Source organism: Mesorhizobium sp. M0676 (assembly GCF_040320535.1).
Lineage (GTDB): Bacteria > Pseudomonadota > Alphaproteobacteria > Rhizobiales > Rhizobiaceae > Mesorhizobium.
The window spans coordinates 257,349-275,651 of sequence record NZ_JAMYPU010000001.1; the positions used below are offsets into that span (position 1 = coordinate 257,349).

An 18,303-nucleotide genomic window follows, 5' to 3' on the forward strand; every position below is an offset into this window, starting at 1 on the left:
TGGCGTTATTTCGAGCCCATCTCGAAATAATTGGGCAGCGGGATCAGCCGGGCAAAGATCGTGCCCTGGCTGAACACCCTGAGTTCCAGCATCGACCCGGACGATCGTTCGGCCTTCTGGTCGAACAGGAAATTGCCGAGCGAATAGATCTCCGCAACATCGCCGCCGCCGAGCGGCAGGATCGCCTCGCTCGATACATGCGGATGGCCGCCGACGATTGCCGTGACACCGCGCAGCCGCATCTGGTCGGCAAGCATCTCCTCGCGCGGCGATGGCTCGGTCTTGTACTCGCGGCCCCAATGGACGAAGGCAATCACCGGCCGCTCGCCATTGTCGTGCAGCAGCCGGTCGAGCAAAGCAGGCGTCAGAAGGTCGGTGTTCCTGGAGCCGTTGGTATCGATGTCGGTCAGCCCGACCAGGTCGAGATCGGCAAGCGCCAGCGTCTCGCCCTGCCCGAAATGGGCGATGCCGGCGGCGTCCAGAGCGGCCAGCGTCTCGGCATAGCCTGACGGGCCGAGGTCGTAGGCGTGATTGTTGGCGAGGCTGACAGCGGCGACATGCAATTTCTTGAGCATGCCGATGGCGAGATCGGTTGGCATCGCCAGCGTCATGTCGTCGATCGCTTCAGGGACGTTGGGCAGGATCACGCCTTCGAGATTGACGATCAGCGGCCGCGAGCGGGTCAGGGCCAGCACGCTTTCGACGATCTTCTCGGCAACACCGTCGCGGACCAGGATCTTCTTCATGGCGCGGCCGAAATTCACGTCGCCCGCGAAATAATAGAGCTTGTCGTCGGGACGGGCAGGATTGTTGAAGCCGGGGCCGAAGGCGCCGAACAGCGCCACGACATAACTGGTGGTGCGCTCGACATAGTCGCTTGAATGCGCCTGCGAGTTCTCGTTGGCGACGACCAGCGGCGCAGCACCGGACAGTTCGCGCTGCAGCCTGGTCTGGATATAGAGCGCACCGACCGAATCGGCGTGATCCGGCTGGCGCAGCGCCGCGATGCCGTCGAGCGAACCGGCGGCGAGCATGTTCAGCGTCTGCTGGTCGAAACGCCTGGCTTCGTGCTGCGGCAGATAGTGGGAGAAATCGGTGGATTCGACGATCAGCGTGTCCTTGTCGACGATCGCTTTCAGCGCCTGCGCCAGCCGGTCCCAGTCGGCTCGCTTGGCTTTGACCGACATCGCCACCGGCACGATTTCAGCTTCGGGGAAATAGTGATGCAGGAAAGGCAGCATCGCCTGCACGCCATGCTCCCTGGCGAACAGGCAGGAGTCTTCGACCATGTCGCTGTTCGCTTCCAGAAGGTGCACGGCTTCCGTGTCGGCCAGGACCGGGCCAAGCACGGTGTCGAAGCCGCGCGTCGTGGTGGCGAAGAGTTTCTGCGTCTCGTGGAAATGGTCCGGCGACAGGATGACGATGCGCTTGTAGCGGAAGCCGGACGCGGCGTGGAAACCGAGTGCGACGAGATCTGCGACGAGCAGGTGGTGGGGGACTGTGATGCCGGTGAGGCGTTGGTTGGACGGCTCGATTCTGGCGACGGCGGCGATGGCGTCGGTGAAGAGTGTGGGGTCGGAGTAGAAGGACGGGAAGTTTGTGTCGCCGGGCGGGCAGGTGATGGCGGCGGCAGACGCTTGAAGCACTGAGAGGATAAGCAAGGCGGTGGCAAAGACCAGAATGCTGGTCCGTGCCCAGGCACCCCCCGCTGTCCTGCCGGACATCTCCCCCGCAAGGGGGGAGATTGGATGTCGCCTCGACTTTCGCCAATCATCAACCTTGAAAATAGATCTCCAGCAATGAAGAGACTGATCTCCCCCCTTGCGGGGGAGATGGCCGGCAGGCCAGAGGGGGGTGCCTGGGTGCCGACCTCTCACGGCTCAGCCAGCACAATGTTCTCCACGCCGCCGACATAGTAGAACGGCTTCTGCTTGGACGCGGTCAGCCGCAGCACTTCGCGCGAAATATAGTCGGCGAGGCCGAACAGCGTCACGCCGCCGTCGGAGGTCTTGGCCCGGCCGCGCAGGCCTTCGAGGATCGAATAGGTGAAGACGCCATGGCCGAGCTCGGGCAGTTCGGCGGCGGTGTTGTTGGCAGCGGTGGCCGAGAAGACGACGATGCGTGCGTCCTGCGCGTCTTTTTCCAGGCGCGGGTTGAAGGCGTTGGCGGCGTGGCAGGTGTCGAGCAGCATGAAGCGCATGCCCTTGGCCCGCTCAACCGATTTCTGGATGTCGCCCCAGTAGACCAGCGAGGAGCGCTTCCAGCGGTCGGCATCCTGTTTGCGGCCGTCCGTGGGGATGAAATAATAGTCTTCGTCGATGTTGATGCCGTGACCGGCGACGAAAATGATGGTGGTGTCGTTCTCGCCGGGTCTGTCGAGGAAGTCGGCGAGCTGGTCGTCGATCGTGTCGGAATCCGGTTCCAGGATGGTGTCGGCGCTGGCGACCTTGAACACGTCCTTGCCGGAATCGGGCGCCTCATCCAGCGCTTCGCGGTTGACCAGAACCAGCGTCTCCATCGCCGAAAACAAGGGCGCGGATTTCTGCGAGATCACCTTGAGGAATTCGGTGGCGTCATCGACGGGATAGCGCAGATCGCAGGCGTGGCCGGCGCATGCATCGGTGAGGAAAGGATATTTGTCGACGCCGATCACGGCGACGTAGAGCTTGCCCTTGTTGGCGGGCTTTTCGGTTTTCCTGCCAAGTGCTGTGACACTGCGCTCGGTCAGATAGCCGAACTCGTTGGTGCCGGTGATGCGAATGGTATTTTCGCCATTCTCGACCGGCACTTCGACGATGGTGCTCTTGCCACCATCGATTGACCGTGCGGTGACATCGCCGACATTGCGGCTGTTCGACAGGATCGAAAATCCGGCGACATCGGCGCCGGCTTCCTGCGCGCCCGAAATCTCGACGGCGACATAGCCCTCGCGGACGTTGCTCTGGTCGGCGGCAAGCTTGATGCCGAATTCCGGCGGTTTGCGCTCGAGCAGCTTTTCCAGCTGGCGGTCGACGCCGGGGCGCATTTCCTGGACCGCCTGTTCGGCGCTGCGCAGGATGATGGCCCGGCGCACCATTTCCGGGCTCCAGAGATATTTCTTCAGCTGGCCGGCGCTGATGAAACGCCCTTCGTGGTCGCGGCCCTGATTGACGTGCCAGCCGATCAACTTGTCGCCATCGGCGGAGGAATAATAGTAGCCCTGCGGCATCCAGGCGATCCATTCGGAGCCGGCGAAGAACATCGACACGATCAGTTTGTGGCTCTTCAAATTCCACAGCCGCACGGTCTGGTCGGCGCTGCCGGTGACCAACAGCCCTTCCTTCTCGACGGCAACCATGGCGTTGATCTCGCCGGTGTGGCCGGTGAATTCACCCGATACCTCGGCGGTCGCGGTTTTGTATTCCAACAGCGTGCCGTCGCTGCCGCCGGTGATCAGGCCAAGCCCATTGCCGATCAGCGTGTAAGCCGAATGGAGGAAGCCATTGGTGGCGGCATTCTCGATGCTGTGCATCACCTTTCCGCCGCTCGCGATTTCGAGCACGGCATTCTCCAGGCCGTCCTTGCCGCCGGGGACGGCGCGAAGCGACCACTCACCGTCGGTCAGTGCCGCGCGGGCATAGGCGCCCTGTTCCGCCAACGCCTCCGGGTCCTCGAAGAACCGCTCGGCCGTCGGTAGCACCAGCACCTTGTCCAGCGTGCCCTGCAGCTCGGGACAGGACACGCGTTCAGGGCAGGGGTTGGTGTTGCCCCAACCGATGGAGCTGCTCGCCGCATCGATCCCGATCGCCGTCACCGGTTCGCCGACCCCTTGCAGCAGCGCCTTGCGCTCGCCGGTCATGGGGTTCCAGACCTGGATGGCGTTGCGGGTGCCGCCGGCTGTCGCCACCAGCGAGCCGTCGGCATTGCCGGCGCCAGCAAAGACCGTGCCGTCATGGCCGTTATAGTCGAGCAGTTGCTCGCCGCTGTCGGTATCCCAGACCACCGAGCGATGCTTGTCGGCGCAGCGATAGCTGCATGACGCCACAAGCCGCGAACCCGTGGCGAAGCTCAGAGCGCCGATCTGGAAATCCTGCTTCGGCATGGCGCGGACGAATTTGCCGGTGCTGGCCTGCCAGAGCTGGACGTCGCCGTCCTTGCTGCCGGTGGCGAACAGGCTGCCATCCAATGACACGGCGAGTGCGGCGACGCCGACATCGCGCAGCGGCTCGGCCTCGGCGGGCAAAGGAATTTCCTCGGCCTTGGCGACGTCCCAGAGCCGGATGCCATTGTCGGTGGTCGTCGCTGCCAGCCGGGTTCCCGCAGCGGCGAAGGCGAGCTTTTCCACACGCCAGGAATCGGCATCGAGTTTTTCCGCCAGCGTCCAGCCCGACGCGGATTTGTCGTCCGCCCGCCAGAGGTAGACGAAACCATCGCCACCGCCGGCGGCGAGCGTGTTTCCGTCGGGTGAAAAGGCGACATCATAGATGGCATAGTCGGTGGCCTTGAGCACGGTTTTGATCTTGCCGGTGGCGAAATCGAACAGCCTGATATCGCCATAAGGGGGCTTGTCGCCGATGCCGGCGCCGAAATAACCGCCGGCGGCGATCGTCTTGCCATCCGGCGACACGGCAATCGCAAAGACCTTGCCGTCATTGCCATTGCCAAGATAGCCGCGAATGGTGCGGAGCGTCACCCCGCTCTGCCAGTCCCAGATGCGGATGGCCTTGTCATCGGACGCCGAGACCAGTCCCTCGCCGTCCGGCGTGAAGGCAAGATCGGTGACCCTGGCGCTGTGGCCGCCGGTGTTGAGATCGAGATGGAAATCGAGGTCCTCGGCACCGGCGGTTGACCAGAAGACCGACCAGGATTAGCCACCGGATAGCACGCAAGGGATGGGAGCTGCCCGGCACCTTGTTGCGCCGCTATTTGGAGTCGGCGGGCGGCGGCGACCCGTGACCCACATAATTCTCGATCGCCTGGGCATAATTGGCGGAACCGGCCTTGCGTTCTTTTTCGATGTAGCCGGCAAAATAGCTCCAGAACGACACCGCATAGTCGCGGAAATAGGCATCGGCGACATCGCGCGAACAGAGTTTGCCCTCAACACAGATGGAGAGACGATTGAGGAAATAGACGATGCGATCAAAATTGTCGTTGAAATCGGCGATCGGCATGGTGCCGCCGCCGGCAGTCATCGCCTCAATCCCAATGCGTTGCCGGAAGACCTGTTCCTCGGTCGGCGACGGCGTGGCGCTGAGCAGATTGTCGTATTTGGCGTTGAGCGACGAGAGGCGCTCTTTGAGCGCGCGCTGCGCCTGCTGAAAATCCTTGCTTTCCCAAAGCTCGACCAGCGACATCGTCTGCTCGACGCGCTTCTGTTCCTGGTTTGCGAGAAACTGGAAGACCGAGAAGGCCAGGGTGAAGATGATCGCCAGGCGCACGGCGAGACCCGACCAGGCGTAGATCAGCATGCGCCAGTCGCGGTCGGTGAAGGGGTTGGCTTCCTTCTTGATCTCGTGACTGCTCGGCCACGGAAAGCCTTCGGTGGTTTCGGGCAAGGTCGCCGGCTTCTTGGCCGGCGGAGGCGCCGATGTGGCCGGCGATTTCTGCGTTGCAGTGCCCCCCGGCTTTTTCATCCGCAGCTGTCCAGTTGGATGGTGGCGGTGGGGTCGAGCACGATGCCGGGTGTCTCCAGCTTCTTTTTCAGGCAATCGAGCTGCGTGCGCGAAATCATGAACTGCACGTCCGGTTCGGCAGCCGCCTTGCTGGGTGACGGCAAGGGCTCGACCACGCCGCGCGAGGCGCAGCTGGAGAGATCGACGACAACGGCCGTGCTGCCGGTCTTGGCGATCTGGTCGTACTGGTCGAGAAAGCAGGTGGCGAGCTCGGAATTGGTGACGATCTGCTTGGCGCACAGGCCGCAATTCTCGTCCGCCGAGGCGCTGGCAACCAGCAACAGGCTGCCGGCAAGGCCGACCGTCGCTGCACGCCAGGAGAGCACGGGGATAGTCACTGATGTCCTCATCTGTTGCATCCAGCCGCGGCGCATAGAAGTGTCGCGAGCCGGGAATGTTCCTATATCACGCCGGCAAGAGCCGGCGAAGCGATGTCAGGTCAGGCGCGGGGCACCGTCTCCATCGGGAAGATCATCACCGCGCCTTTGGGACCGCTCTTGTCGGCAAGCCGCATCACGGAGCGCGTTGCCGGCGCCATGCCGATGTCGGCCAGCATGTCGGAAAAACCAGGCGTTCCCGATGCGGCACGCGTCACGGCGCGCACGCCTTCCTGGGCAAGAAAGCTCAGATCCTCTTTCTCGCTCTGCGGCGGCGCCTCGGTCAGCACGGCAATCATGCGCTCCATGCCGAAGCTGGTGTCGGTGAAGGCGAGCAGCCCTTCCTTCAGGCCCTGATCGGCCTGCTCGTTGATCGGCGCCAGCCGCTCGGCGACGATATGGGTGATCGAATAGTCGCTGCCGATGTAGAGCACGTTGATGTCGACTAACTCGTCGGACCCGTTCTTGGCCGCAATGTGTACCTGATCGCCCGGCGAAACGCGCGGCACCGTCGAGGATTCGATCGGCTCCAGCACATCGCTGTCCTGGCGCTTGATCAGGAACTGGACGCTGACCTCGTCCGGCCGGTAGTCGGACGCCGCGGCGAGCCGCGACAGGCCGGTGGCGCGGAAGATCGTGGTCAAGGTCTTGGCTGTGTTTTCCGCAAGCTTGTCGTGATGGATGACGATGCGCGGCGGCTTGCTGCCGTCCTTCAAGCTGATGTCGCCGGACGCCGGCAGGAACCACAGCGCCGGTTCGTCGCTGGCGTTGGCGGCAGCGCCGTCCATGGATTTTTCGCGCAGCACCGCAAGCCGCAGATCGGCGCTCTTGCCGGGCTCGACCAGCGCGATGTGGAAGCCGGACTTCGGCTTCGCCACCAATTCGTCCAGAACCGAATTGACCAGCTCGGTTTCTTTTTCGAGCCCTGCGGTCGGCGCCGGCTTTGCCACCAGCAGCTTGTAGTCGACTGCGAGTTCGGCAACGCGCGCATAGGCGCCGGCGGGCACGGCTGTCGGCGCGAGCGCCGGCTTGCCGTCAAATTCGACTGGTGCGAGCTGGCTTTCGAGGTTTTTTGCCGATTTCACTTCGAGATAGCCGACGGCGTCGGAGAGCTTCGACAGCGCCGAAGGCAAAATGGCGAGCTTGCTGCCGGGGGTCAGACCCTGCAGCAGCCCGGCGCCGATCGCGGCATCGCCGTCCTTGACGGCAATCGGCCATTGCATGACGGCGTCGGTCTTGTCGGTGCCGAACACGCGGGCGTCCAGTTCGCCCTCGAACAGGGGCGTCGGCCTTGTGCGGCCGTCGGCCGAATATTGCTGCAGCACGGCCTGGCCGAGCTGGCGATAGGTGACGTTGGGGTTCTCGGCCAATTTCGACAGGATCGTGAAGGTGAACAGGCCGAAGCGCGGCGCGTCGGGCGTGCCCTTGGGCAGCGGCATTTCCGGTGTCGTCTCGACCGTTTGCGCGGCATAGAAGGCGACCAGCTTGCCCCTAGCGATCGGCTCTGCGCCGGTCGGCGTCAGGTTGAAGGCCGGCTTGCGGCCGCCATTCTCGTCGAAACCGCGCGATGCGCTTGCCGAGATGTCGTCATAGGCCTTCACCGCGGCTGCTCTCGCCGCGTCGTCGCCGCCGACGAGGTCGGCGAACTCGACCTTGCGCTCCAGTTCGTCATCGACTTCCGCGGCGCGCGTCGCGGTGCCGGAATGGCAGCAGTCGAACACCACCCAGACAAAGGCGCCCTTGTCGCGGATGGCGTCGAGTGCGGCGCCGACCTCGTTGTCGACCAGCGCGTTCGGCACGCCCTCTTCGCGGTTGATCCATTTGTCGATATCGGACGGCAGGAAAATCTCGTCGAGGCCGTCGGTCTCGTCACCGGCCTTGGCTTGCGGCTGCTGGGCGCCGTGGCCCGACAGATGCAGATAGACGAAATCGTCGCGTTGCACCTTGCCGGCGAGGTCGGCAAGGGCGGCCTTGATCGCCGCATGCGTCGGCGGGCCGTTGGCGCCTTCGACGTCCTTGGCGAGCAGGATCACATTCTCGGCCGAGAACTTCACCGGATCGGGCGTGTTCTTCAGGAGATAGTCGCGCACCAGGCCGGCATCGTTCTTCGGCCCGATCAGCCAGTTCTTCTGCGGCAGGTTCGGATAATCGGTGCAGGCAACCAGCAGCGCGTGATAGGTGCGCGAGGCGGCGAGAGCGCGGAACGAAACCGTACCGGCAGCCACAAGCGCCGACGTGCCGACGAGCAGCGTCCGTCGTGTCAGTTTGATCATAATTGCTTCCCCAAGCCCGATCGAATTTGCAAGTGCGGCACCTTTCGTCGCGAATTTTGTCAGTATTTTGAATGTGGTCGGTGCCGTCAATCGGCGGTGGTGGTCATGGTGTCGATGGCGATAACGGAAACAGTGGCAAAAAGCCTGCTTCGTCGCTATCTCAAGGGAATTGAGACCGTCGCATGGCAGAAATGATTTGCGAGCGGCGCTGGATCAAACAGATAGAACATGATGTCGTCCGAGAACCGCTCCACACTTTTCGGCATCATGCTCTAAACGATCGGAAAACGGGACCATGGCGGCAAGGGATGTGCTGACGAAGAATCAGCTGAGCGTGCTCGAAAAGCTGGAGGCCGCCAGCGGACCGCTCAGCGCCTATACGCTTCTCGACCAGCTGCGCGAGCGCGGTTTCCGCGCGCCGCTACAGGTTTACCGGGCGCTCGACAGCCTGGTGAAGTCAGGCTTCGTGCACCGGTTGGAAAGCCTCAACTCCTTCGTCGCCTGCGCCGAACCGCACGACCATACGCATTCGATGACAGCCTTCGCTATCTGCGACACATGCGGGCAGGTGATGGAGATGTCCGACCATGACGTCGACCATCGGCTGGACGAATGGGTGCGCTCGACGGGGTTTGCTGCGAAGAAGGCGGTCATCGAGTTTCGGGGGACGTGTGCCAAGTGCCTGGCTGAAGCGGCTTAGCTTGCTTCCTACTTGAGCCGAGGCGGTGCGCTATTCTCGAATTCGTTCAAGAATGTCTCATAGACGACGTACCGCGTAGGCCCAGGTGTTAGCTGCTCCATAAGCAGGGGTTTCACCTCGTCGAGCCAAGATAATTTGCCAAGGCCAGACCCGATTTTTGGCAAGGCGATGGATTCTACCCGTTTTTGTCGGCCCATTTCACAAGCCCGCGAACTGCTTTCCGTAAATAGGGAAGCGTGGCGTGATACATATCTGGCTGGGTTGCCAGATAAATGAAGCCCGGCTGATTGCCGTCTGGCTCCAAATAAACCTGCCGGTCCGAGCATATTTCTTGAACGCAGCCTGCACATTCGGCCACTTTTTCGAAATCTTCAGCGCAAGTCCGGTGCCAAGGCCCTCTTGATTGCCCTCTGCCACGCCTTGAGCGATATAGCTTTCCTGGGCGGCCAGCAGGTCTCCGGTGACAAAGACAATCATCGCACCTTCAATGCGCCTCGTCCCAGTTGTTCGCTGCGCGGGCATCGACATGCAGCGGCACCGACATCGAGATGGCCGGCATCGGCGCGTTCTCCATCACCCTGCGCACCACGGGGATCGTCGCCTCGACTTCCGCTTCAACCGTCTCGAAGATCAATTCGTCATGCACCTGTAAGAGCATGCGGGCGGACAGGCCGGCCTTCTCCAGCGCCTCGTCCATATGCACCATGGCGCGACGGATAATGTCGGCGGCGGTGCCTTGCAGCCTGGCGTTGATCGAGGCGCGCTCGTTGAAGGCGCGGATCGACGGGTTTGACGACCGGATCTCAGGATAGTGGATGCGGCGGCCGAAGATGGTTTCGACGAAGCCATGTTCGCGCGCATAGGCCTTTGTTGCCTCGATATAGTCGCGGATGCCGGGGAAACGCTCGAAGTACTTCTTGATGTAGGCGCCGGCCTCCTCGCGCGGGATCGACAGCTGGTTGGCGAGCCCAAAGGCCGAGATGCCGTAGATGATGCCGAAATTGATCGCCTTGGCGCGGCGGCGCACTTCGGACGGCATGCCTTCGACCGGCACGTTGAACATTTCCGAGGCGGTGATGGCGTGGATGTCGGCGCCATTGGCGAAGGCCTGCTTCAACTGCGGGATCTCGGCGACATGGGCAAGCACGCGCAATTCGATCTGGCTGTAGTCGGCCGAGACCAGTTTCTGGCCCTTGTCGGCGATGAAGGCCGTCCTGATCTTGCGTCCCTCCGCGGTGCGCACCGGGATGTTCTGCAGATTGGGATCGGAGGAGGACAGCCGGCCCGTCGTCGTTGCGGCCAGCGCATACGATGTGTGCACGCGCCTGGTGTCGGGATGGATGAAGCCGGGCAGCGCGTCGGTGTAGGTCGATTTCAGCTTGGTCAGCTGACGCCAGTCGACGATCTTGCGCGGCAGTTCGTGGCCTTCGGCGGCGAGGTCTTCCAGAAGCTGCGCGGAGGTCGACCATTGCCCGGTCTTGGTCTTGGAGCCGCCGGGCAGGCCCATGCGGCCGAACAGGATGTCGCCGAGTTGCTTTGGCGACCCGATGTTGATGCGCTCGCCGACAAGGCCGTAGATCTCCTCCTCCAGCCGTGCAGCGCCTTGTGCCAGCTCGCCGGAGAGCCGCGACAGGATCTGGCGGTCGACCGAGATGCCACGCTGTTCCATCCGGGCCAACACCGGCACCAGCGGCCGCTCCAGCCGCTCATAGACCGAGACGAGGCCCTTGGCGGCAAGCCGCGGCTTCAGCACCTGCCACAGCCGCAACGCTACGTCGGCATGGCCGGCGGCGTAGGCGGTCGCCCGGTCGATGTCGACCTGCTCGAACCCGACCGAGCTTCTGCCGGAACCGGCGAGATCCTTGAGCGGCGTCGTGGCATGGCCGAGCCATTTGTCGGCAAGCGAGGACAAAGTGTGGTGGCCGGTGCCGGCGTCGAGCACATAGGAAATCAACATCGTGTCGTCGAAGGGTGCGATATCGATGCCGTGGCGGCTCATGACGACGATGTCGTATTTGGCGTCCTGGGCGATCTTGAGCACCGATTTGTCTTCCAGCAACGGCTTCAGCAGCGCCAGCGCCTCGCGGACCGGAATCTGGTTCTCCAGCGTGCCGCCGCCGAGCAGGTCGCCAGCGCCGCTCTTGTGGGCGAGCGGCACATAGGCGGCGCGGCCGGGGCCGATCGCCAGGGAGAAACCGATGAGGTCGGCCAGCATCGGATCGGAAGACGTGGTTTCGGTGTCGAAGGCGACGGTTCCGGTCTCCTTGGCTTGGGCCAGCCAGGTCTTGAGCGTTGCCGTGTCGCGAATGGCGACATAGGCGGCGGGATCGATTTTGGCCGCAGCGGCCGTTTCCAGGCGAAGTGCGGCAAGCAGCGAAGGGGCGTCGCCGGCCCTGGCGGTTTCGGTTTTGGCTTCATCCTGTGTTGCCGCAGGCGCCGCTATGCCGGAACCGACATCGGGGCCGTGCGCGGTGTCGGCGCGCTCGACGGTGACGGCGACAGCCTGCACATCGCCGGCTTCGGTGCTGGTCGCTTCAGCAACGCGCCGGGTCAGCGAGGTGAATTCCATGGTCTTGAGGAAGCCGATCAGCTTCGGCCCGTCCGGCGCGTGCAACACGAAATCGTCGAGCCCGTCGGTCACCGGCACGTCGTTCTTCAGCGTCACCAGCTGGCGCGATATGCGCGCCTTGTCGGCATTGGCGATGATGGATTCGCGCCTTTTTTCCTGCTTGATCTCGCTGGCCCTTGCGAGCAACCCGTCAAGGTCGCCGAACTGTTCCAGCAATTGCGCCGCCGTCTTCGGCCCGATGCCGGGTACGCCCGGCACATTGTCGACGGAGTCGCCGGTCAGCGCCTGCAGGTCGATCATCTTTTCCGGCGGCACGCCCCATTTCTCGATGACTTCGGGGATGCCGATCTGGCGGTCCTTCATCGGGTCGTACATGCCGACCGTGGGTCCGACCAGCTGCATCAGATCCTTGTCGGAGGAGATGATAGTGGTGTCGCCGCCGGCCTCGCACGCCAGCCTGGCATAAGTGGCGATGAGGTCGTCGGCCTCGTAGCCTTCGATCTCGATGCAAGGCAGGTTGAAGGCCACGGTTGCCTGGCGGATCAGACCGAATTGCGGGATCAGGTCTTCGGGCGGCGCGTTGCGGTTTGCCTTGTATTCCGGGTAGAGATCGTTGCGGAAGGTTTTCGACGAATAATCGAAAATGACCGCTAAATGCGTCGGCACAATGCCTACATCGGTGTTGCGGGCGTCCTGCATCAGCTTCCACAACATGTTGCAGAAGCCGGAGACCGCGCCGACCGGTAGCCCATCGGATTTGCGGGTTAGCGGCGGCAGCGCATGATAGGCGCGAAAGATGTAACCGGAGCCGTCGATAAGGAAGAGATGATCGCCTTTTTTCATGCCGGCAGGGATAGCGCGGCGGGACGGCGCGGTCCATGGCAAAGGCGGGCTTCCAACAGGTGTTGCGGCGACATGCTGACAGAGCCTGCCTGCCGATAGGCCCTGCTGCTGTTTGCCTCGGCGCTCACGGCGATGTTACAAAAGTGTAATTTTTGTGCCCTTGAAACGCCACGATCCGAGACACAAATAAAGGTTGTCGGCAGTTTTCGCCGAGTCCGGAGCAAGGCCCGTCCCCCGCCTATCCCGGACAATTGCGGCAGCCTATCCCCCCTCTCCGGGCTGCCGCATCGTTTCGAGTAGAAGACCGCCGTGGTTCCCCTCCACCACGGCGGTTCTTTTTTGCCTTCTGACAAGTGTTTACGGTCCGTGGTCCAACGATCGCGGGCTTTTCGTTTTGATGCGCTGCCTTTACGGTCCCGGCACCGAAAAGAAAGGCCCGCAGTAATGTCCACCATTTCCTCCGTCCTAGACCGTCTCGACAAAAATCTCGACCATAGCCTGGAGCGCCTGTTCGGCCTGCTTCGCATCAAGTCGATCTCGACCGATTCCGACTATGCCGCCGACTGCCGCAAGGCCGCGGAGTGGCTGGTGGCGGACCTCAAGCTGATCGGCTTCGACGCTTCGGTGCGCGACACGCCGGGACACCCGATGGTGGTTGCGCACCATGAAGGCCCCGCCGGTTCGCCGCATGTGCTGTTTTACGGCCATTACGACGTGCAGCCGGTCGATCCGATCGAGCTTTGGGAGAACGACCCGTTTGCGCCGGCGGTCAAGGAGATCGAGCCCGGTCACAAGGTAATCACCGGCCGTGGCTCGGCCGACGACAAGGGGCAGCTGATGACCTTCGTCGAGGCCTGCCGCGCCTGGAAACAGGTGCATGGCAATCTGCCGTGCCGCATCACCATCCTGTTCGAGGGCGAGGAGGAGTCCGGTTCGCCGTCGCTGAAGCCGTTCCTCGAGGCCAATGCCGATGAGCTCAAGGCCGATTTCGCGCTGGTCTGCGACACCGGCATGTGGGACCGCGAGACGCCGTCGATCTGCGTTTCGCTGCGCGGAATGGTCGGCGAGGAGGTCACCGTCAAGGCCGCCGATCGCGACCTGCATTCGGGCCTCTATGGCGGCGCCGCCGCCAACCCGATCCGCATCCTGGCGAAAATCCTCGCCGACATCCATGACGAGAACGGCCACATCACCATTCCCGGTTTCTATGACGGGGTCGAGGAGACGCCATCGCAGATCCTGAAATCCTGGGAGACATTGGGCGAGACAGCCGAGACCTTCCTCGGACCGATCGGCCTCTCGATCCCGTCGGGCGAAAAAGGCCGCTCGGTGATGGAACTGACCTGGGCGCGGCCGACGGCCGAGTTCAACGGCATCATCGGCGGCTATACCGGCAAGGGGTTCAAGACGGTGATCGCCGCGGAAGCATCATCGAAAATCTCCTTCCGTCTTGTCCACAAGCAGGACCCCGAGAAGATCCGCGCCGCGTTCCGGGAATTCGTCGAGGCGCGCATTCCCGGGGACTGTTCGGTCGAATTCCACCCGCATGGCGGCGGGCCGGCAATTCAGCTTTCCTACGACTCGCCATTCCTGGCCAAGGCCAAGACTGCGCTGTCGGATGAATGGCCGAAGCCAGTGGTGACGACGGGCAGCGGCGGCTCGATACCGGTGGTCGGCGACTTCCAGACCTATCTCGGCATGGAATCGCTGCTGGTCGGGTTCGGCCTCGACGACGACCGCATCCACTCGCCCAACGAGAAATACGAGCTGACCTCCTTCCACAAGGGCCAGCGCTCCTGGGCGCGCATTCTCGATGCGCTGACGCGCTGAGGAGGCTAGGAAGTTTTCTTGTTGATTTTTCAGCGGATCGCGGCGAGGACGGGTTACGCTGCGATCCGGAGAAAACCATGGCCGACATCCGCTTCCACAAGAACGATCTGCCCGACCTCGCCCACTACAATGTCGACGCGGTGGCCATCGACACCGAGACGCTGGGCTTGAACCCGCACCGCGACCGGCTGTGCGTGGTGCAGATTTCGCCCGGCGATGGCTCGGCCGACGTGATCCAGATCGCGCCCGGCCAGAAGAAAGCGCCGAACCTCGTCAGCCTGCTGCGCAACCGCGGCATCACCAAGCTTTTCCATTACGGCCGTTTCGACCTCGCCGTGCTGTACAACGCCTTCGGCGTCATGCCGGAGCCGGTGTTCTGCACCAAGATCGCCTCGCGGCTGACCCGCACTTATACCGACCGGCACGGCTTGAAGGACATCTGCTTCGAACTGCTTGGCGTCGGCCTGTCGAAGGCGCAGCAATCGTCGGACTGGGCGGCCGAGACCCTGTCGCCCGAACAGCTCGAATATGCCGCTTCCGACGTTCTCTATCTGCACCGTCTGCGCGAGGTGCTGGCTGGACGCCTGGCGCGGGACGGGCGCACCAAGGAAGCCGACGCCTGCTTCCGCTTCCTGCCGACGCGTGCCAAGCTCGATTTGATGGGTTGGGACGAAGAGGATATTTTTGCCCACAGCTGATGGCCTTCGGATAACGCTTCCGGCAGCCTTGGAACCAGACACGCGTCGTGGCGTTTCTGTCGACTCAATGAGGGGGATGACGTGGCAGACCGCAAGCCGATAGCGACCGCCCCGACGGATGGCTCCAAGGTCACTGTCCTGTGGAAGGACGGCGCCGGCGTCGTCAGCGAATCCGTCGGGCAATATCGCGACGGCGCCTGGTGGGTCTACACCGACAGCGATACCCAGAAAAAGGTCGACCCGACCAGCTGGCGGCCAGTCTCCAGCGACGATGACGACGATCAATGAGCGCCGCTGGCGGGTGCAACTGCTTTCGCATAGCCTGAAGTCGTTGATATCGAGGCCGATTCGGGGCCTTCCGCTCCGTAGCCTCTCTTCCTGGAGGAACGCGTCATGGGCATCGAAAGCCTTCTCATCTTCATCATAATCGGCGCCATTGCCGGCTGGCTCGCCGGCCTCATCGTCTCGGGCTTCGGCTTCGGCCTCATCGGCAACATCATCGTCGGCATTATCGGCGCCCTGATCGCCGGCTGGCTATTTCCAAGGCTCGGCTTCGCTATCGGCGGCGGCATTCTGGCTGCCATCATCAACGCCACGATCGGCGCCGTCATCCTGCTGGTGCTGGTCAAGGTTCTGAAGCGAGCTTGACGCTCTAAGTTTTCATTCAACGCAATTCCTCAGGAGAAAGCCTGTGCTTTCCTGGAATTGCTGCCAAAGGAGCGCGCCGTGAAACAGAACACTCTCTATCTCCTTGTCGGCGCGCTCGTTGTCGTGGTCATCGCGCTCGGTGCATATGTCTATCACGAACAGACCAAGCCCAAGGGCGTCGAACTGAAGATCGACGACAAGGGCATTTCGATCCAGCAGAATTGAAATATTCGGGGTAGCCAGGGCCTCTGCCTTTTGCGGCAGACAGGCCGCGAGGATGCGGCTTTCGGACCCAGTTGGCGGCAGCGGATTTTTAGAAATTCTTAAGGAATTTCAGAAGGGTGCATAAACCCTGCTTTAACGCGCCCTTAAACCGCCGCATCTACCCTCCAACCCGAGCGCCATTGACACCGGGAAGACAGCGCAACGCATGGCGAACCGCAGAGACAGTCGCATCGAACCCAGCTTCGAGGGATCGCCAAAGGCGAAATCCGCGGCCGGTTTTTCGGTGAACGAGGAGGATCGGGTCGTGCCGGCCAATCGCAAATCATCTTCGGCGCGCAAAACCTCCAAGGCAAAATCATCGTCACGCGGCAAGCGCGGCAAACCCCGGCGCGGGCTGTTCGGCGTGACGGCGCGGATGTTCTACTGGTGCTTCGTGCTCTGCATCTGGGGCGGCATCGCGGTGGCCGGCATTGTCGTCTATTACGGCGCCAAGATGCCGGCGGCGACCACCTGGTCCATCCCCGACCGTGCCCCCAACATCAAGATCGTCTCGGTCGACGGGCAACTGCTTGCCAACCGCGGCATGAGCGGCGGCGAGGCGGTCGGCCTGCACGAAATGTCGCCCTACATTCCGGAAGCCGTCATCGCCATCGAGGACCGCCGCTTCTATTCGCATTTCGGCATCGACCCGATCGGCCTGTCACGCGCCATGGTGACCAATGTTCTGGGCCGGCGTTTCTCGCAGGGCGGCTCGACGCTGACCCAGCAACTGGCCAAGAACCTGTTCCTGAAGCCCGACCGCACGCTGGAGCGCAAGGTGCAGGAAGTGCTGCTGGCGCTGTGGCTGGAGCACAAGCATACCAAGGACCAGATCCTCGAAATGTACCTCAACCGGGTCTATTTCGGCTCCGGCGCCTATGGCGTCGAGGCGGCCTCGCGCCGCTATTTCGGCAAGAGCGCGCGCGATGTCACTCTGTCGGAGGCGGCCCTTCTCGCCGGCCTCTTGAAGGCGCCGTCGCGACTGTCGCCGGCGCGGGATCCGAAGGCGGCGGAGGAGCGTTCGCAGCTGGTGCTCGCCGCCATGCGCGACGAAGGCAAGATCAGCGCCAAGGAACTGGCCTCGGCGATGAGCGCGCCGGCAACGCGCGCGCCATCGTACTGGACCGGTTCGGAAAACTACGTCGCCGACACCATCATGGAAGAGCTGCCCGATTTGATCGGCGACGTGCGCAGCGACATCGTCGTCGACACCACCGTCGACCTCAACCTGCAGAAGCTCGCCGAAGAGTCGATCCGCCGGCTGATCGACGAGAGCGGCAAGAAGCTCAATGTCAGCCAAGGCGCGCTGGTCTCGATCGACAATTCCGGCGCCGTGCGCGCCATGGTCGGCGGCTACGACTATTCGACCAGCCAGTTCGACCGCGCCTCCGAAGCACGCCGCCAGCCGGGCTCGGCGTTCAAGCCGTTCGTCTATATGGCCGCGCTGGAAGCCGGCCGCACGCCCGACAGCGTGCGCAACGACGCACCGATCAAGATCGGCAAGTGGACACCGGACAACTACGGCGGCAAGTATTTCGGCAAGGTGACGTTGGCGACCGCTTTGGCGAAGTCGCTGAATTCCGTCGCCGCACAGCTGACCATGGAAGTCGGGCCCGACGCCGTGGTCGAGGCGGCGCACCGTATGGGCATCCAATCCGATCTGATCGCCAACACCTCGATCGCGCTCGGCACTTCGGAGGTGACGCCGCTGGAGCTGACATCGGCCTATGTGCCGTTCGCCAATGGCGGCTACAAGCCCGACATCCATTTCATCCGCCGCATCACCACGACCGAAGGCAAGGTGCTCTATGACGACAATGGCGGCAGCGCGCCGCGCGTCGTCAAGCAGAACATTGTCGGCATGATGAACTCGATGATGACCGGCACGGTCGAGATCGGCACGGCGAAGAAGGCGGCCTTCGCCTGGCCGTCTGCCGGCAAGACCGGAACCAGCCAGAATTCGCGCGACGCCTGGTTCGTCGGTTACACCGCAAACCTCACCACCGGCGTATGGTTCGGCAATGATGACGGCACGCCGATGAAGAAGGTCACCGGTGGCGCGCTGCCGGCACAGGCCTGGCACGAATTCATGGTGGCGGCGCATGAAGGCGTGCCGGTCAGGCCGCTGCCCGGGACCTGGAAATCGACGCCTCCAGATACCATCGTGCCCGACGATATTCCGTCAGTCGATAACAATCAGGCGGCGCCGTTGCCTGCGGTGGCCGTCAGCCGTTCGGAGCCTGCTGCCGCGCCGGCACCTGCTGCTGTACCCGCACAAGCACCGGTCCGCCGTCCGGCCGAAACGGTCGATGCCGACGGCTTCGACATGCCGGGCGACGGCGGCACCACGGCCTCGATCAAGCACCCGGTACCGCCGGGCAGCGTCGGCGGCCCGGCCAAGAAGCGGAAAACCTCAATCCTGGATATTCTCGGCGGCGGCTGAGCGG

Annotated in this window: 14 protein-coding genes and 1 pseudogene; 7 read left to right on the forward strand and 8 right to left on the reverse strand. The window is 63.0% G+C overall.

Annotated elements, in window-relative coordinates; genetic code table 11:
* Positions 1-5: 5 nt before the first annotated feature.
* The 6 genes and pseudogenes from amrB to NKI35_RS01255 all read right to left on the reverse strand — a co-directional run bounded on the left by amrB (position 6) and on the right by NKI35_RS01255 (position 8,304).
* Positions 6-1,724 (reverse strand): AmmeMemoRadiSam system protein B, encoded by a 1,719-nt coding sequence (amrB, locus tag NKI35_RS01230; RefSeq protein ID WP_352738147.1) that lies wholly within the window; start codon positions 1,722-1,724, stop codon positions 6-8.
* Between the two features lie 149 nt (positions 1,725-1,873).
* Positions 1,874-4,081 (reverse strand): caspase family protein, encoded by a 2,208-nt coding sequence (locus tag NKI35_RS01235; RefSeq protein ID WP_352738286.1) that lies wholly within the window; start codon positions 4,079-4,081, stop codon positions 1,874-1,876.
* A 66-nt stretch (positions 4,082-4,147) separates the two neighbouring features.
* A pseudogene (locus NKI35_RS01240) lies at positions 4,148-4,735 on the reverse strand (WD40 repeat domain-containing protein); the annotation flags it as partial.
* Positions 4,736-4,901: 166 nt separating this feature from the next.
* Complete coding sequence (locus NKI35_RS01245; protein WP_023804601.1) at positions 4,902-5,615, reverse strand: DUF4760 domain-containing protein; 714 nt, start codon at positions 5,613-5,615, stop codon at positions 4,902-4,904.
* Positions 5,612-6,004 (reverse strand): hypothetical protein, encoded by a 393-nt coding sequence (locus NKI35_RS01250; RefSeq protein WP_031201314.1) that lies wholly within the window; start codon positions 6,002-6,004, stop codon positions 5,612-5,614. The genes NKI35_RS01245 and NKI35_RS01250 overlap by 4 nt, the downstream gene beginning before the upstream one ends.
* A gap of 89 nt (positions 6,005-6,093) precedes the next feature.
* Positions 6,094-8,304, reverse strand: a complete 2,211-nt coding sequence (locus tag NKI35_RS01255) for a caspase family protein (protein WP_352738150.1) — start codon at positions 8,302-8,304, stop codon at positions 6,094-6,096.
* 295 nt (positions 8,305-8,599) lie between these two features.
* On the opposite strand from NKI35_RS01255, the gene NKI35_RS01260 reads away from it, so the two are divergent.
* Complete coding sequence (locus NKI35_RS01260) at positions 8,600-9,004, forward strand: Fur family transcriptional regulator (RefSeq protein WP_023669789.1); 405 nt, start codon at positions 8,600-8,602, stop codon at positions 9,002-9,004.
* Positions 9,005-9,202: 198 nt separating this feature from the next.
* Here NKI35_RS01260 and NKI35_RS01265 read toward each other — a convergent pair whose 3' ends face one another.
* Together NKI35_RS01265 and polA are read right to left on the reverse strand one after the other, a co-directional pair.
* Positions 9,203-9,481, reverse strand: a complete 279-nt coding sequence (locus NKI35_RS01265; protein WP_023740821.1) for a hypothetical protein — start codon at positions 9,479-9,481, stop codon at positions 9,203-9,205.
* A 7-nt stretch (positions 9,482-9,488) separates the two neighbouring features.
* Positions 9,489-12,416, reverse strand: coding sequence for a DNA polymerase I (polA, locus tag NKI35_RS01270; protein ID WP_023740822.1), 2,928 nt, complete (start codon positions 12,414-12,416; stop codon positions 9,489-9,491).
* Between the two features lie 444 nt (positions 12,417-12,860).
* Here polA and NKI35_RS01275 point away from each other — a divergent pair, with 444 nt between their 5' ends.
* The 6 genes from NKI35_RS01275 to NKI35_RS01300 all read left to right on the forward strand — a co-directional run bounded on the left by NKI35_RS01275 (position 12,861) and on the right by NKI35_RS01300 (position 18,299).
* Positions 12,861-14,246, forward strand: a complete 1,386-nt coding sequence (locus NKI35_RS01275) for a M20/M25/M40 family metallo-hydrolase (protein WP_023740823.1) — start codon at positions 12,861-12,863, stop codon at positions 14,244-14,246.
* Positions 14,247-14,323: 77 nt separating this feature from the next.
* On the forward strand, positions 14,324-14,944 hold the full coding sequence (locus NKI35_RS01280) for a ribonuclease D (RefSeq protein ID WP_031245915.1): 621 nt from the start codon (positions 14,324-14,326) through the stop codon (positions 14,942-14,944).
* A gap of 81 nt (positions 14,945-15,025) precedes the next feature.
* Positions 15,026-15,232: a hypothetical protein gene (locus tag NKI35_RS01285; RefSeq protein ID WP_023683046.1), complete on the forward strand. Its 207-nt coding sequence runs from the start codon at positions 15,026-15,028 to the stop codon at positions 15,230-15,232.
* A gap of 105 nt (positions 15,233-15,337) precedes the next feature.
* Entirely contained in the window at positions 15,338-15,592 is a 255-nt protein-coding gene (locus NKI35_RS01290; RefSeq protein WP_023704219.1) for a GlsB/YeaQ/YmgE family stress response membrane protein, read from the forward strand.
* A 78-nt stretch (positions 15,593-15,670) separates the two neighbouring features.
* Entirely contained in the window at positions 15,671-15,817 is a 147-nt protein-coding gene (locus NKI35_RS01295) for a hypothetical protein (protein ID WP_023686592.1), read from the forward strand.
* Positions 15,818-16,022: 205 nt separating this feature from the next.
* Positions 16,023-18,299, forward strand: coding sequence for a transglycosylase domain-containing protein (locus NKI35_RS01300; RefSeq protein WP_352738153.1), 2,277 nt, complete (start codon positions 16,023-16,025; stop codon positions 18,297-18,299).
* The last annotated feature ends 4 nt before the right edge of the window (positions 18,300-18,303 follow it).

What these genes read in the sequence shown, in the direction of transcription:
- NKI35_RS01265 (WP_023740821.1), bottom strand. Translation starts at nt 9,481, where the DNA reads ATGATTGTCTTTGTCACCGGAGACCTGCTGGCCGCCCAGGAAAGCTAT.
- NKI35_RS01255 (WP_352738150.1), bottom strand. Translation starts at nt 8,304, where the DNA reads ATGATCAAACTGACACGACGGACGCTGCTCGTCGGCACGTCGGCGCTT.
- NKI35_RS01280 (WP_031245915.1), top strand. Translation starts at nt 14,324, where the DNA reads ATGGCCGACATCCGCTTCCACAAGAACGATCTGCCCGACCTCGCCCAC.
- NKI35_RS01300 (WP_352738153.1), top strand. Translation starts at nt 16,023, where the DNA reads ATGGCGAACCGCAGAGACAGTCGCATCGAACCCAGCTTCGAGGGATCG.
- NKI35_RS01250 (WP_031201314.1), bottom strand. Translation starts at nt 6,004, where the DNA reads ATGAGGACATCAGTGACTATCCCCGTGCTCTCCTGGCGTGCAGCGACG.
- NKI35_RS01290 (WP_023704219.1), top strand. Translation starts at nt 15,338, where the DNA reads ATGGGCATCGAAAGCCTTCTCATCTTCATCATAATCGGCGCCATTGCC.
- NKI35_RS01235 (WP_352738286.1), bottom strand. Translation starts at nt 4,081, where the DNA reads ATGCCGAAGCAGGATTTCCAGATCGGCGCTCTGAGCTTCGCCACGGGT.
- NKI35_RS01275 (WP_023740823.1), top strand. Translation starts at nt 12,861, where the DNA reads ATGTCCACCATTTCCTCCGTCCTAGACCGTCTCGACAAAAATCTCGAC.
- polA (WP_023740822.1), bottom strand. Translation starts at nt 12,416, where the DNA reads ATGAAAAAAGGCGATCATCTCTTCCTTATCGACGGCTCCGGTTACATC.
- amrB (WP_352738147.1), bottom strand. Translation starts at nt 1,724, where the DNA reads ATGTCCGGCAGGACAGCGGGGGGTGCCTGGGCACGGACCAGCATTCTG.
- NKI35_RS01245 (WP_023804601.1), bottom strand. Translation starts at nt 5,615, where the DNA reads ATGAAAAAGCCGGGGGGCACTGCAACGCAGAAATCGCCGGCCACATCG.
- NKI35_RS01260 (WP_023669789.1), top strand. Translation starts at nt 8,600, where the DNA reads ATGGCGGCAAGGGATGTGCTGACGAAGAATCAGCTGAGCGTGCTCGAA.